Raw genomic sequence first — 13486 nt, 5'->3', positions numbered from 1 at the left:
TTATTTCTTTCACAACCGCAATTAAATGTCCCTCGTTTAACCTCTCGGTATGATTTGGATGATGTCGGTTGCTCGCTCATGAACCTTCAATGAATCATAATCCCAACTGCAAAGTTTTAGTATAATTCGGATCCCACTTATGGGAACCACTCAATATTTTTCTCCGAGGGCGCAATGTCTCTGTCAAAAACATCTGAAAGGGCTTTTTCCCGTGAACTGCCTGATGTGCAGTCCACCCTTCCTGATGTCAGGATAAACCTGACACGGGTAGGCGTAAAGAATGTAAAAAAACTGGTCGAAGTAACCAGGCCAGGAAAACGTCCGGTCATCTTTATATCCAATTTTGATATCTTTGTTGACCTGCCAGGCAGTCTGAAAGGAGCTAATCTCTCCAGAAACTTTGAGGTGATTGATGAGGTCCTGCAGTCTGCAATAGAGGGTGAAGTCAAAGAGATCGAGGAACTCTGTAGCCGGGTTGCACGAAGACTTCTGGACAAACATGAGTATGCAGACCGTACCGAGGTGCAGATGCGGTCTGAATTTATGGTTGCCGGCGAAACTCCAGTAACCGGAACACTCTGTCAGGAAGTAGTCAAGGTCTTTGCCAGTGCAATTGCTCAGCGGACCTTCAAAGATGCCATTGTTAGAAAAAGCATTGGTGCAGAAGTGACCGGAATGACAGCCTGCCCCTGTGCCCAGAATATTATGCAGGAGCGGGCACGGGAAGTCATGGAACACCTTGATATCAGTAAAGAAAAAATTGACTCCTTCTTCAAAGAAGTTCCTATGGCTACCCACAACCAGCGAGGCAGGGGTTTTCTTTCCATTGAAACTGATGACGAAAGTCACGTCAAGCTTGAGAAGATCATTATGATCCTCAAGCAATCTATGAGCACTCCGATCTTTGAACTGCTCAAACGGGGCGATGAAGGGCATGTGGTACTGTCAGCCCACAAAAATCCCCGCTTTGTTGAAGATTGTGTACGGGAGATGGCACGGCGTGTCCATGCTGAGTTCGGGGATCTTCCCGGGGACTCAGTCGTCACCATCGCACAGGATAATGAAGAGAGTATTCACCAGCATGATGCATTTGCAGAGCGACAGGCAACTATTGCGGAGCTTGCAGATGAGATTACCGGTGAAAATTTAGATATTAACTAAAATACCAGCATAAAAGCACAATCAGGACGACCAAAGCGACACCGGCAATCACTGCCGTTCTCGTTTTTTCCTGAGTAGTTATGGCGAGTTCCTTCTCCATGATTGTAATAAATTCCAGGATCACAGGTCGAGCCAAATATATCTTTTCTATTTCATCTCGATTGATCTCATAGAAATGGTGTGAAACCTGGTTTCTAAAGTTGACGAGTGTGATCATCTCTTGTCGCATGTCCCAGGAGATTACACCATGATCGTTGAGTCTTTTAAAATAGACCTTGTTTTTTACCTGCTCATCATCAGAGATATACCTCCGGATAAGGCTTACTTCCCTGGCAAGATCTATGATTCGGTTTGATAAAGCAAACAGAACCATGGCCCGGGCATAAAAATCACGACGATCCTGATCAAATCGTTCCCTTCTTTTAAATATTCGATCAGCATCCTCCAGATACTGCCTGATGTCATTGAGTATTGTCTGGCAAGCAGTTGATCGAAACAGACTGGTGCCCATATGCATGGTAAATAACCTCATTATGAGTCTTTTTTTCGGGATATATCAATTGCTATACGTTTAAGCAGAAGAGGCTTTGAGCGCGAACCAATATTTATGGATGTTTTTGATTAATTCCAAAGGATATTCCAGAGATAATGATAATTGCACCTGATGCTGAACAGAAGAAGGATAATTTACTAATTTTTTTAGTAACACTTTGCATCAATATGATCCTTTACGAAGAAGAAGGTTTTTCACAACCTGTTTCTACATCCATCCAAAAATAACGAATTTAGAGATCCGCAAAGCCTAGTCCATATACCTCTGAACGTGTAGAATGATGAAAAATTGATTCTTACCAGTTATGAAATATTAAATTTTTAGTACTATTATATTGAGATCTATTTGAAAAAAACGTGACATGATTCTCGTTCAAATGGCAAATTAGATATATCTTATAGCCAAATGCCATTTGTCGTACAATGGTACGGTCATACCCTCAGATCTCCTGAGGGCTCTTGATATGAGTTGTACAGCATTGCGAACAAACAAATATCAAAGGCGATTCTCTTGTCCAAAGTAGTAGAAGTTTCCCCAACCACACGACATGAAGGACACTCCAAGCTTGTCCTTAAAGTCAACGATGCGGGAATAATTGAGCGTGGAGATTGGCTGAGTATCACTCCGGTAAGAGGTATTGAGAAGCTGTGTGTAGGTAAGACCATGCACCAGGCACCCAAGATCTCATCCCGTGTTTGTGGTATCTGTCCAATCGCCCACACCCTCGCAGGCATCGGTGCTATGGAAGCATCGGTCGGCTGTGAAATCCCACAGGATGCATATCTGCTCAGAACAATTCTCCAGTGTGCAAACAGGCTGCACAGCCATGCACTTCACAATATTCTGACTCTGCCGGATATGTACATCCCAGGAACAGACACCAAGATCAACCCGTTCACTCCGGAAGAGCCAGTCAGAACCGTTGCAAAGCGGCTCCAGCGACTCCGTGAGGTCGGGCAGACCGTCGGTGAGATAGCCGGTGGAGAAGCCATTCACCCGAGCAACCCCCGGGTTGGTGGTATGTACTATAACATCTCACCACAGGCAAAACAGAAAATCTTCGACCTTGCCAAGGAAGCTCTTCCCCTTGCCATCGCTCAGATGGAGTTCATGATTGCAGTTTTAAAGAACTGGGAAAACCGTGGCACTGTTACTGTCGGTAAGACTGAAGTCGAGATTCCGGCAAAGTTCGGATACCACGACCAGGGCTACATGGCAGTAGATCCCGTCTTTGACAGTTCAAGCCTTGACTTTGAACCAAAGTGGGATCCAGACCGGTGGACTGATGTCTCACCCTACAACTGGTTCCAGGGAGAAATGGAAGTAAGCCTTGAAGACGCAGACTACCCAGTCGGTGGAACCACCAAGGCAGGAACCAAGACCTGGCCACAGATGCAGGCCTGTACCTCCGTTCCGCTCTATGATGGTCAGCCGGTCGAAGTCGGTCCACGTGCCCGTCTGGTCCAGTTCAAGAACTATGACCGCAAGGGTGCCATGGGTCTGCAGATCGCACGGCAACTTGAATATCCAGACTGTCTCTACACCATGATGGAGGCTCTTGATGCACTTGACTGCAATGGTTCAGTGCTTGCAGATGAGATCCCACAGGGTGACGGCAGTCTTGGATGGAATGCAAATGAAGCACCACGTGGTTGTGACGTTCACCTTGCCCGTGTCAAGGATGGAAAAGTTCAGGAGTACACCCTTCTTGTTCCGACCACATGGAACTTCCCGACCTGCAGTCGGGCTCTCGAGGGAGCACCATGGCAGCTTGCCGAGGTCATCATGCGTGCATATGACCCCTGTGTGTCCTGCGCTACCCACATGCTGGTAGTTGACGAGAGCAAGAAGATTGTCGCCCAGAAGCTCGTCCAGTGAGAGTGCCCTGCGCATGCTGTTCCAGGAGATCGTAATCTGCGGGTGCGGAAACCCGCTCTTTGCGGATGATGGGTTTGGCCCTGCCGTAGTCGAGGAACTCCAGAAACTCGACCTGCCCGAGAATGTAAAGGTAATAGATGCCGGCCTTGGCGGTCCGCATTTCCTCTTTACCCTTCTTGCGCAATCGGATGAACCGGTCAAACACCTCTTCATCATAGATATTGCTGATTTCGGAGGAAATCCAGGAGACATAGCAATCATCAGTCCAGATGATCTGCCCCCGGGGAAATACCGGGATGCTCATTCCTGGGATTTAGTTGAACCCATTCATCAGCTGAAACACCGGGTGAAAATTGATATCATCGGGTGTCAGCCGAAGCGGGTTTCTGAACCAGAATTTGAGATAGGACTCTCCGAAGAGGTAACAGAAGCGATCCCAAGGACAGTACAGCTCGTGCTGAAAATGATTGGGGTAAATCATGGGACTACTATCATTGATCTTCGGGAAAAAGGAGAAGAAGGAACCTGCTCCAAAGTCGCAGGAACCTAAGGCTCCAGTATCTAAACCGATTGCGAAAGAAGAACCAAAGAAGGAGGAAAGGCCTGTGGCTAACAAAATAACAGTCGGACATGTACACATGAGTGGGTGTACAGGATGTCTTGTCTCCCTCGCCGACAACTACGAGGGGTTATTCACCATCCTTGACAATTACGCTGACCTCGTATATTGTTTAACTCTTGCCGATGCACGTCACATTCCAAAAATGGATGTTGCACTGGTTGAGGGGTCAGTCTGTCTTCAGGATGAATGTTCTGTAGAAGAGATTAAGGAAACCAGAGAGAGGGCAGCAGTTGTTGTCGCTCTTGGTGGCTGTGCTGCATATGGAAACATCACCCGGTTCTGCCGTGGTGGACAGTGGAACCAGCCACAGCATGAGGGATTTGTCCCCATCGGTGACGTCATCGATGTTGATGTCTATATCCCTGGCTGTGCACCATGCCCGCAGCAGATCAGAAATGTCTGTGTCATGGCATACCTGCTTCTGAAAGGAAATGCAGAGCAGCAGGCACTTGCAAAGGCATACCTTGCACCACTTATGGCACTTGCCAGTGAAGGAAGCAAGGCAACGTCCAGTGAGGCCTGTGGCTGTGACATCATGACCAAGGTTATCAACCAGGGTCTGTGTATGGGCTGCGGTACCTGTGCTGCATCCTGTCCGGTCTTCGCCATCACCATGGAAGAAGGCAAACCAAACATCGAGCGTGATATGTGTATCAAGTGTGGAGCCTGTTATGCAGCATGTCCACGTGCATTCTTCAGCTTTGATGTTGTGAACCAGTATGAGACCATCATCGATGCCATTAATGGTGCCATGAACCCGGGAGGGAACTAATCATGGATTATCTTGGCAAATATAAATCCGCAGTCGCTGCCCGTAGCACCTGTTCAGAAGTTCTGAAAGGCTCCCAGGATGGCGGGATTGTCACCTCTATGTTCCTCTACGCTCTTGAAGAGGGTATCATTGATGGTGCAATCGTTGCAGGCCAGGGAGAAAAGCCATGGCAGCCAAAGCCAATTGTGGCAACAACTCCGGAAGAGCTTCTGTCTTCACGGGGAACCAGATATAATGTCTGTCCAAACATGTCTGTCCTGAAAAAGTCTGTACGCGAGTATGGTCTTGACAAGGTCGGTATTGTTGGAACTCCCTGTCAGATCCAGGCACTCAGAAAAGCACAACTCTACCCGATCGGACTTCGTGACGTTTGTGACAAGATTGCTCTTGCAATGGGAATCTTCTGTATGGAGAACTTCTCATACCAGAGCATGACCCAGATCGTGCAGGACCACTGCAATGTCGATCTGCACTCACTCAAGAAGACCGATATCGGAAAGGGGAAGTACTGGGCATACACCAACCGTGGTGCAGTCTCCCAGATCCCGCTCAAACTCACTCACAAGTACGAACAGCCAGGCTGCCATGTCTGTCTTGACTACGTGGCAAACCTCGCTGATATCTCCACCGGTTCAGTCGGATCCCCTGACGGATGGTCCACTGTGTTTATCCGGAACAACAATGGAGAAAATATCTGGAACAAGGCAGTCGCCGCAGGTGTCTTTGAGACCAAGCCGATTGAGAGTGTCAAGCCAGGTCTTGAACTCGTCACCAAGCTTGCAACCGAAAAGATCACCAAGAACCAGAAGGAGCTCGAACACCGTGCAACATTCGGTGTCAACAAGGGTCTCCGCAACCCCTATATCTAATTTTTTTTCCAACAAGGAATTTTGAAAATATCTTAAGAATTTACTGCACACAGGATTTTTTCATTATATCTTATAATATCGTCCCGATCTTTGATCAGAATATCCCAGATAACATCGTCATCGATTTTCCAATACTGATGTACCAGCCGATTTCTAAACCTTGCCATATCGGCCAGATGCTCAGCTTCATCCCTTGAAATGAACCCATTCTCAGCCATAACAAGGAATGTATCTGCATAATCTTCAGGAAATCTCCAGGAGTTTTGAGTGATAAGATGGCTTGAAAGATCCAGAACAGCTTCAATTGCCACTAGGAGATGATATTTCGCACTACCCCGTATATGCCTGTTTGCCATGAATTCTTCTTGTCCGGATGAGACAATATCATCAAGAGCATCCATTGCAGTATTAAGTTCTGAACATAATGTGCTCACCACTTCTTTATCAGATAATACCAACCAGCTCCCTCCTGTATCGGTTTAGATAATATGAATAATCCAAATATTCCCTGAGTATTCTTGATTCAAATGATGAAAATGCATTCTGATTTGAACAGAAGATAACTTTCTGTTTCTTTAAGACCTGATATACAAACCGTAACGGTGCAGTGTTGAGAACTCTGATATCAAGAGGAAAATGAATAAGATTTGAGAGTTCCCGTTCAAGCCGTTGCTCATAGTATCTTGGCGGATTAAAGGAATTATCTAATACTAGTCCAATATCAATATCCCGAAATGTACCCTCCGCAAATGACCCAAATAGCACTCCGGCAATAATCTCATTTTTTTTTAAAAAATAACAGGTAATTTTATGCAGAATAACGTCTTTTTCAGCCGGGGAAAGCGAATGGGGAGTGAGCAGATCCATAGGAATTATCAATTATATCGTGTATTACAATGAAAAAGATATCTTTTTTTCAATTTTTGGATCGTTTCTCCTGAAATATGGATTTATTCAAACTGAGACTTATTGAATTCATTATTCTTCATCATAGTGGAAATTCTGACTCATCGATGGAAATTGCCGGGTTTTGAGAATCCGGAAACAACATGATCCTGCTTTCTGCCCAAGACCATTCGGCAGGTCCGGTTTCTTGTGTCAGAGTTCTGGTCACATTATGTTCATCGACATATGTTCCGGTAACGATGTTTATCGGAGTGGTCTTTTCCTCATGAATCGTCCCATCTTCACCTGCATTCAGGACATTGCCAAGCATGAAGTATTCAGGGTCTTTTAAGAACCTTTTTTCTGCATTACTCCATCCATAGCCCAAAGTGTAATAGATCTGGTATGATTCAGATGGAAGCGATAAAACACCGGTCTTTTTCGGTGAAACATAAACGGCAAAGGGAATCGGCCAGTTTATCTCCTTAAAAACAACAACAGCCTCCTTTTCATTTTGAGAATTGTCCAGGGTTACCTTGTTTACCCCGTACTTTGGAACACTGCCATAAATTTTGGTCAGATCATCACCAAAAACCGGAATTACTAATAGGAGAAGTACAATAATCAGGGATAGACACATTCGGGTGTTCATGATTGCCTCCTGGTTTACTCTATGCCGAATATCACCCTGGGAGTAGATATCTTTTTCCAACCTCCTGGTAGAATGGGGGACTATGTAATTTCCCATCAATCCTTCTCATCCAGATGTTCTTTCTCCAGGTTCCCATGTACAAGCCGTGAGATATATTCAGGAGCAATCACGTACGCTTTTGCAATCAAATCTGCAACGTCATTCTTTCCGATCTTTCCTGGAGAAGGTCCAAGTGACCTGATAAGTCCTCCTTTTACCTCAGCTTGCCTTGTCAGATGAACATTGATGCAATCAAGTCTTGAACAGAGTTGCGTGATCACTACGGGAATAATCTTCTCTAAAGAAAAGGAGGTTTTCCGGGACTATTGGATCATACACCACATGAAGATATTTCATTGCGACCACACGGACAATGCTGCATTAAATGTTTACCCGGGATATCAAAAACCCAGGGCATTTTATCCGGCAGGACAATGAAAACCCATATAGTTCACAAACCCCAGACTGTGACAGGGAACCTCACCGGATGAACCTCTGTTTTAGAATATACTTCCTCCCGGCAGAAAATTTTCTCATCCCAGGGTTTTTCCGGAGTCCGGTCGAAGATGACCAGGTGGGATTCGGTTGCACTGCATGTGTCTGCGTACCGATATGTCTGGGAAAGACTATCACGAATGGTTTTTTCAAGTGAATGATGCAAAACTTTGCATTCAATAACGATCCGCTGGATTTCGCCTGACTGAACCGGCCAGATAATAAGAAGGTCAAGTCTGCCCCGGCCAAGACCATATTCACGCTCAATTCTCCCACCGCCGTTGACTACCCGCTGTAGGAAAGCCATGAGCAGGAGCTGGGGACCTGCCTCACGGTACTGGGCAATCTGAAGCCAGCTTCCGGAATTTTCACGGTAAAACTGCTGGAACGCTGTAAACAGGTACCGGGTGTCAAGTCTGCCATCAGGCCGGATAAAAGGAGCACGAGGAATTGTTGCTTCAAGATTATAACTTGTAATTGCTGTTAACTGACGAGGGATGACCTCACGATAGATAGGGTTTGCAATCTGCAGACCATCTAATCCACGTGTTACAAGGCCAAGGTCTATCGCATACGAGAGATCATCATCGTTAATGGAGGAGTCAACCGATGTTCCTTCGATCATTGGTTCCACAATCCGGCGTACCCGTTCTTCCCGAAGTTTGTCGGCAAGCTGGTCGAGGTGAGTTTCATGACGAAGAATCAGTCGCATTTTTGTCTTTTCAATTATTTCAACAGTGATAGGTATGGAGCGATCCTTTGTTTCCAGAAGTTCAAAACAGGCATCATAAGCGAGGGCATTGACCAGCCAGGGCTGGCCTTGAGAATTTCCCCAGATTTTGTCAAGGGCGTTTGGTTCGAATTTCTGCCCGGTTTCAGTAGTGTGTTGCAGACAGAGGCTTATTGTTTCTTCACGGGAAAAATTGCCAAGGCGAAGGGATTTTGCTTTGATGTTAAATGCACTGCCACCGGTGATGATGGATTTTTCCTGGTTTGAATAAATCCGATAGTCACGGACATCACGGACTCCACAAAGAATTATGGATGAAGGAAAGTTTGCCGGTCTGCGGGAATATCCTGAACGAAGCTGGCGGAGAAGAGATATGAGAGTGTCTCCAATCAGTGCATCAGTCTCATCGATAATGAGCACGATTGGTAATTGTTCGTGGCTGGACCATTGACTTAGGACCTCCTCAAGTGCATTATATGCCCCTCTTTACTGCAGTATTTCATTATCATTATCAAGGACAAACTGATTGCCTAAAAAATCACGAGCATATATTCCAATGGAACTCATGACTGAACGTATTCCGCGGGTTACATCTTCACGTGCAACTTGGGCACTTTCAATATTTGTGAACAATGACAGGTATTCCCCGGTATCATTCAGATACTTCATCAGGGCAAGCATACATGAGGTCTTTCCGGTCTGCCTAGGAGCATGGAGGACGAAATATTTTTCCTGACGGATAAGGGAGAGGATTTCTTCAAGAACAAACCGGGAGAGAGGATCCAGACAGTAATGCTTCACACAATTTACCGGACCAGCAGTATTGAAAAACCTCATGATTGTACTTAACGACAGATACGGGAATAATAGTTATCCAGTTCTTAACTACAAATCTTCAGTCAATTAACAGGAATTGCACCTGATTAGCCTCCCTTCTGGAATTGATCTCCACCAGGAATTAGAGATTTCATACAAGGGTTTTTGGGTATCCAGCCAATGATAACCGGAGGTGATTTGGTTATAGGTATTTTCTAGCAGTTTTGAAACCTGACATGACTAAGTATATCTAATCAGATGCAAATTTCAAAAGAGGAAGAGGTGATTTTATGAGACAGTAGTCCACTGTGTCAATGTGCAGGTACAGGGACTATTGTTTTTCTTTACGGTCAGAGTAATTTTGTATGGCCCTGAAGTCGAGTATGTATGAACAACAATTTCGCCAGTATCTGATCCCCCATCTCCAAATGTCCAGGCCCGAATATTTGGTTGTGGTGATGAAGCATCTTTGAATCGTATGGTTCGGGGTCCGATGATTTCCGTTGTAAATGCTACACTGAATGATTCACCTAATGGACAATTTATACAACCTTGAGATGGTGGCGGAGTCGGCGTTGGACTGATAGTCGGTGTCGTAGGCACTGTGGTGGGTTCAGTTGTTGGCTCTGTGGTAGGTTCGGTTGTCGGTGTTAGAGTTCCACCAATATTTCCTGTCCCCTTATACGCGATAAGTTGATCATGAGTGTTATCAATTACCCGTATTCCTACCGGACCAGGAGGGAATGCCTCCGGATTTGCTATTAAGGAGATATCGTCAGTCAGGTAATAACCATCAATTCTCTTAAATATTATTACCTTTTTTCCCGGAGACCATATGCTTCCTGTTGATAAGAGACTTGGATCCGTCTGTACAACTGAAGAAGAATCACCAGAGTCTATGATAAACCTGACCTCATACTGAGCATCACGGCTTTGGTTTTCATAATACATGACATCCCCATTCCGATGCATGACCTCAATCACCTGGATGCCAGGAGTTATGTTTACAATATTCGCATCAGTGGCAACATATGCAGTTTTCTCAACCGAAGAGGCAAGGCCGAATATGAGAGCATAGATGATCCCAGCAAGGGCAACAACGAGAAAAAGAATGAGTATTATACTGACTGTAGGGGTTACCGCATGATCTATGACTCTCTTTGAATGGATTTTCTGAGATCTTATAGTTGGTCGAATATTCATGAATGTCACATGGTGTTGAATGTTTTTCAGGAATGGCAATAATTAAAATATATTCTATTATCCGGATTATATATCCATCACGTGCCGGAAATCGAAGTCAGAAATTCCTTATATTTCATAACGGAACACTTACTGGAATGGGTAATCATTGGGATTACTGATGAAATCCTGAATACTTTTAAAAATTACATCCGTCCCCCCACTGGTAACAAAAAATCCATCCTGAGATAGGATTAATCCCTGTAGGGATCCACCTCCAAAGGTAACCCTTCCATTTGGAGCAAAGAACACACCAGACACGCCGCTTCCTCCAAGGTCGGTGATTGTGATATCACCGGATTTTGCTACTATCACAACATTTGTTGCTGATGGGCGATATTCTGTTGAAGAGTAGCTGTTAGCATATACCTTCATCCCACTGGTGAGTTGACCTCCTGAAACATATCCATTTGATGTATACCAGTCATCTGGTTTTAGTGAAGGTAATCCGGTTGGAATGGTAAAACCAGGTACGCTTGACGTTTGAATGCATTTTGCAAGTATCTCTGAGGCATAATAGTCCGGATGAGAAATCGTGCCGGTGTAATATATTCGGGTGTCTTCTGCCAGATACGGTGTCCAGCCCAGGGTAAGATCACCATTTACAAATACATTTCCATGAATTCTGGCATCTTTCAGATCAAAATTTCCATCAACATATACATCCCCATAGATATTTCGTCCACCCTCCCATAACCTCAAATCTCCATTTATGTAAATTTTTCCAGGTTTTACAGATGAACCAAGACCAGCACTCCCTGTTGATAAATCGACATCACCATCGATGTATATGGTCGTTACAGCAATTTGAGCTCCTAGGTTTGTATTTGCGGTATTCAATCCCCCGGTAATTACTACTGTTGCATCCGGACCACTAATGGTATCACCGGCAAAGCTCAATCTTTGGCCATAAAGGAAGATTTTCTCAATACCATCAATAGGCTCAGAACCTCCACCCCCTCCGGTTGTGCCGCCAACACCCCGATTTGCGATAAGCTGATCATGAGTGTTATCAATAATCCGAACAGATAAGGGTCCTTGAGAGGGAGATATTGCTCCATTTATTAAAGAAATATCATTGGTCAGATAGTACCCATCAGTCCGGTTAAATATGATAACCCTATCTCCCGGAGACCATGTTTTATCGGAGGTAAGAAAAGAAGGATTGACTTTTACAACGGGTGCGTTATCACGTGTGTCAACAATGAACCTGACCTCATATTGTACATTATCCCCCTGGCCTTCATAATACATGACATCTCCGTTCCGGTGCATAACTTCAATTGCCTGAATTTCCGGAGTAATATTAACGATTTGTGCATCAGTTGCTACATAAGCCGTTTTTTCTACTGATGAGGCAAGCCCGAAGATGATGACATAGATAATTCCAGCGAGAGCAACAACGAGAAAAAGAATGAGTATTACACTGACCGTTGGTGTTACTGCATGTTCGGTAATGTTTTTGAAATAGTTCTTATTGTAGGCTTTTTCAGGCATCATAGGTCTAAATATCTCCCATCAATCTGTCTATTTATTGCATTTGTAGCCATCTTGGCTACTATTATTCAGGATTATGGATTTCCTTTACTATATATTGACAGGATTTCGTCAGGCAATAACACTTCTTCAACGGTTGTAACGCCCCTGACATCACCCAGGAGTTTTCTTTGATTTGCGACAGAGGAAAAGGTGACTCCTTGGGGACCGCCGATCTGATAGAATCCCGGAGAGGGTGCAATTCCACTGGAGTCTAATGTACTGGAAGAAACTTCATTCCCGTTTATATATAATCGAATCCGCCCGTCTGTCTGATTATATGTTCCAGTGATACAATACCAGACATCCTGCTGGGGTCCAGATGGGGATTGTATCCAGCGGGCTTGTTGATTTGTCGTAGCCATCTGTGTAGTCCTCAAAGCAAACTCAAACCTGTTGTTCAGTTGATTGTGTTGAAGATGGAACCTGCGGTTATTATCGCGATTTCCATCCACTACCATGGTTGCCCAATGTTGATCTGATGATGTCGGGGCAGGTGGGGAGGTAAATCTCTCCCAGCCATATATTGTAAATCCTGGTCCCCGGGCAAATTCTTCTTCCACTGGTCCGCCTATGCCCTGACTTTTGCTATAGATAAGTATATCATTTGTTGAATCGACAACCGAGACCTGAATCTCTGATCCGTCGAATTTTTGGGCACCTGCTATCGTGGACAGATCATCCGTTACTACAAAATCAGTGGTGTTTCTGTAGACATAAAGAATCATTCCGGGTTTCCATGTTATCTCAGCTGGATCAGGTACTGCCTTTGCAGATAATGATCCGGATGAGGCTTGTATATACAATGGATACCCTTCTCCATGATTTCCGAAGTACCCGACATCACCCTGAAGATGCCTTAATGTGAAGACCTCATATTCTGCTGGTTTTGAGACATTCCCTTCAACTGCGATATATGCAGATTTTTCAATCGGTTTTAGGATAAGATCAGAATAGACGACAAGTGTTATGGCTCCCAGAGCTACCGCGAGTGAGACAATAAGAATTGATGATATTAACTGGCTCACTGCATGCTCAAATGGAGAGGATTCCGGAGGTTTTTCTCGAACCTGCATCGGGGTCATGGATGTCATTTGTCGGAGGATACTGTAAAGAATCATAAACCCGAATTCATATTAAAAGTTTTCTTTTACTACTTTCTTTTAACCTTATGAAACGCAGCCATATTGAGATTTGTTTTTGATATTTAGAGTAATTGGAATAAAAATCAAATTT

Annotated in this window: 15 protein-coding genes; 5 read left to right on the top strand and 10 right to left on the bottom strand. The window is 44.6% G+C overall.

Annotated features, from left to right (window positions below):
* The first annotated feature begins 174 nt into the window (after positions 1-174).
* A complete protein-coding gene (gene mptA, locus KSK55_RS11055; RefSeq protein WP_214419582.1) occupies positions 175-1161 on the top strand; it encodes a GTP cyclohydrolase MptA in 987 nt (328 codons plus the stop codon).
* Here the strand turns inward: mptA and KSK55_RS11050 are convergent.
* Complete coding sequence (locus KSK55_RS11050; protein WP_218606935.1) at positions 1154-1678, bottom strand: HepT-like ribonuclease domain-containing protein; 525 nt, start codon at positions 1676-1678, stop codon at positions 1154-1156. The two genes, mptA and KSK55_RS11050, sit on opposite strands and share 8 nt — an antisense overlap.
* Before the next feature lie 546 nt (positions 1679-2224).
* On the opposite strand from KSK55_RS11050, the gene frhA reads away from it, so the two are divergent.
* Genes frhA through frhB form a run of 4 tightly spaced genes read left to right on the top strand, consistent with a single transcriptional unit; the run spans position 2225 to position 5855 of the window.
* A complete protein-coding gene (gene frhA / locus KSK55_RS11045; protein ID WP_218608937.1) occupies positions 2225-3592 on the top strand; it encodes a coenzyme F420 hydrogenase subunit alpha in 1368 nt (455 codons plus the stop codon).
* Positions 3593-3605: 13 nt separating this feature from the next.
* Positions 3606-4142 (top strand): coenzyme F420-reducing hydrogenase, FrhD protein, encoded by a 537-nt coding sequence (gene frhD, locus KSK55_RS11040; RefSeq protein ID WP_218606934.1) that lies wholly within the window; start codon positions 3606-3608, stop codon positions 4140-4142.
* A 55-nt stretch (positions 4143-4197) separates the two neighbouring features.
* Complete coding sequence (gene frhG / locus KSK55_RS11035; protein WP_214421435.1) at positions 4198-4986, top strand: coenzyme F420 hydrogenase subunit gamma; 789 nt, start codon at positions 4198-4200, stop codon at positions 4984-4986.
* A gap of 2 nt (positions 4987-4988) precedes the next feature.
* A complete protein-coding gene (frhB, locus tag KSK55_RS11030) occupies positions 4989-5855 on the top strand; it encodes a coenzyme F420 hydrogenase subunit beta (RefSeq protein WP_214419585.1) in 867 nt (288 codons plus the stop codon).
* A 32-nt stretch (positions 5856-5887) separates the two neighbouring features.
* On the opposite strand, the gene hepT is transcribed toward frhB, so the two are convergent.
* From hepT to KSK55_RS10990, 9 genes are all read right to left on the bottom strand, one after another.
* The gene (gene hepT / locus KSK55_RS11025) at positions 5888-6313 is read right to left on the bottom strand and encodes a type VII toxin-antitoxin system HepT family RNase toxin (RefSeq protein ID WP_218606933.1); all 426 of its coding nucleotides are present in this window, start codon (positions 6311-6313) and stop codon (positions 5888-5890) included.
* On the bottom strand, positions 6300-6734 hold the full coding sequence (mntA, locus tag KSK55_RS11020) for a type VII toxin-antitoxin system MntA family adenylyltransferase antitoxin (protein WP_218606932.1): 435 nt from the start codon (positions 6732-6734) through the stop codon (positions 6300-6302). The genes hepT and mntA overlap by 14 nt, the downstream gene beginning before the upstream one ends.
* Before the next feature lie 109 nt (positions 6735-6843).
* Positions 6844-7392, bottom strand: a complete 549-nt coding sequence (locus KSK55_RS11015; protein ID WP_218606931.1) for a hypothetical protein — start codon at positions 7390-7392, stop codon at positions 6844-6846.
* Positions 7393-7487: 95 nt separating this feature from the next.
* Entirely contained in the window at positions 7488-7712 is a 225-nt protein-coding gene (locus KSK55_RS11010; protein ID WP_218606930.1) for a hypothetical protein, read from the bottom strand.
* A 170-nt stretch (positions 7713-7882) separates the two neighbouring features.
* Positions 7883-9076, bottom strand: coding sequence for an ATP-binding protein (locus KSK55_RS11005; protein WP_256663988.1), 1194 nt, complete (start codon positions 9074-9076; stop codon positions 7883-7885).
* A gap of 66 nt (positions 9077-9142) precedes the next feature.
* Entirely contained in the window at positions 9143-9493 is a 351-nt protein-coding gene (locus KSK55_RS16500; RefSeq protein ID WP_256663987.1) for an AAA-like domain-containing protein, read from the bottom strand.
* Positions 9494-9760: 267 nt separating this feature from the next.
* A complete protein-coding gene (locus KSK55_RS11000; protein ID WP_218606929.1) occupies positions 9761-10675 on the bottom strand; it encodes a PKD domain-containing protein in 915 nt (304 codons plus the stop codon).
* Positions 10676-10804: 129 nt separating this feature from the next.
* On the bottom strand, positions 10805-12214 hold the full coding sequence (locus tag KSK55_RS10995) for a type IV pilin N-terminal domain-containing protein (protein ID WP_218606928.1): 1410 nt from the start codon (positions 12212-12214) through the stop codon (positions 10805-10807).
* A gap of 71 nt (positions 12215-12285) precedes the next feature.
* The gene (locus KSK55_RS10990; protein WP_214419593.1) at positions 12286-13335 is read right to left on the bottom strand and encodes a LamG-like jellyroll fold domain-containing protein; all 1050 of its coding nucleotides are present in this window, start codon (positions 13333-13335) and stop codon (positions 12286-12288) included.
* Positions 13336-13486 lie beyond the last annotated feature (151 nt).

Origin of the sequence: Methanospirillum hungatei (assembly GCF_019263745.1) — an archaeon.
Lineage (GTDB): Archaea > Halobacteriota > Methanomicrobia > Methanomicrobiales > Methanospirillaceae > Methanospirillum > Methanospirillum purgamenti.
Note: the sequence above shows the minus strand (reverse complement) of the source record. Positions and strands in the feature narration are given on the sequence as shown.

Excerpts from the sequence above, each read along its gene's own strand:
- KSK55_RS10990 (WP_214419593.1), bottom strand. The coding sequence starts at position 13,335 with ATGACCCCGATGCAGGTTCGAGAAAAACCTCCGGAATCCTCTCCATTT.
- frhB (WP_214419585.1), top strand. The coding sequence starts at position 4,989 with ATGGATTATCTTGGCAAATATAAATCCGCAGTCGCTGCCCGTAGCACC.
- KSK55_RS11000 (WP_218606929.1), bottom strand. The coding sequence starts at position 10,675 with ATGAATATTCGACCAACTATAAGATCTCAGAAAATCCATTCAAAGAGA.
- mptA (WP_214419582.1), top strand. The coding sequence starts at position 175 with ATGTCTCTGTCAAAAACATCTGAAAGGGCTTTTTCCCGTGAACTGCCT.
- KSK55_RS11050 (WP_218606935.1), bottom strand. The coding sequence starts at position 1,678 with ATGCATATGGGCACCAGTCTGTTTCGATCAACTGCTTGCCAGACAATA.
- frhD (WP_218606934.1), top strand. The coding sequence starts at position 3,606 with ATGCTGTTCCAGGAGATCGTAATCTGCGGGTGCGGAAACCCGCTCTTT.
- KSK55_RS11015 (WP_218606931.1), bottom strand. The coding sequence starts at position 7,392 with ATGAACACCCGAATGTGTCTATCCCTGATTATTGTACTTCTCCTATTA.
- KSK55_RS10995 (WP_218606928.1), bottom strand. The coding sequence starts at position 12,214 with ATGATGCCTGAAAAAGCCTACAATAAGAACTATTTCAAAAACATTACC.
- KSK55_RS16500 (WP_256663987.1), bottom strand. The coding sequence starts at position 9,493 with ATGAGGTTTTTCAATACTGCTGGTCCGGTAAATTGTGTGAAGCATTAC.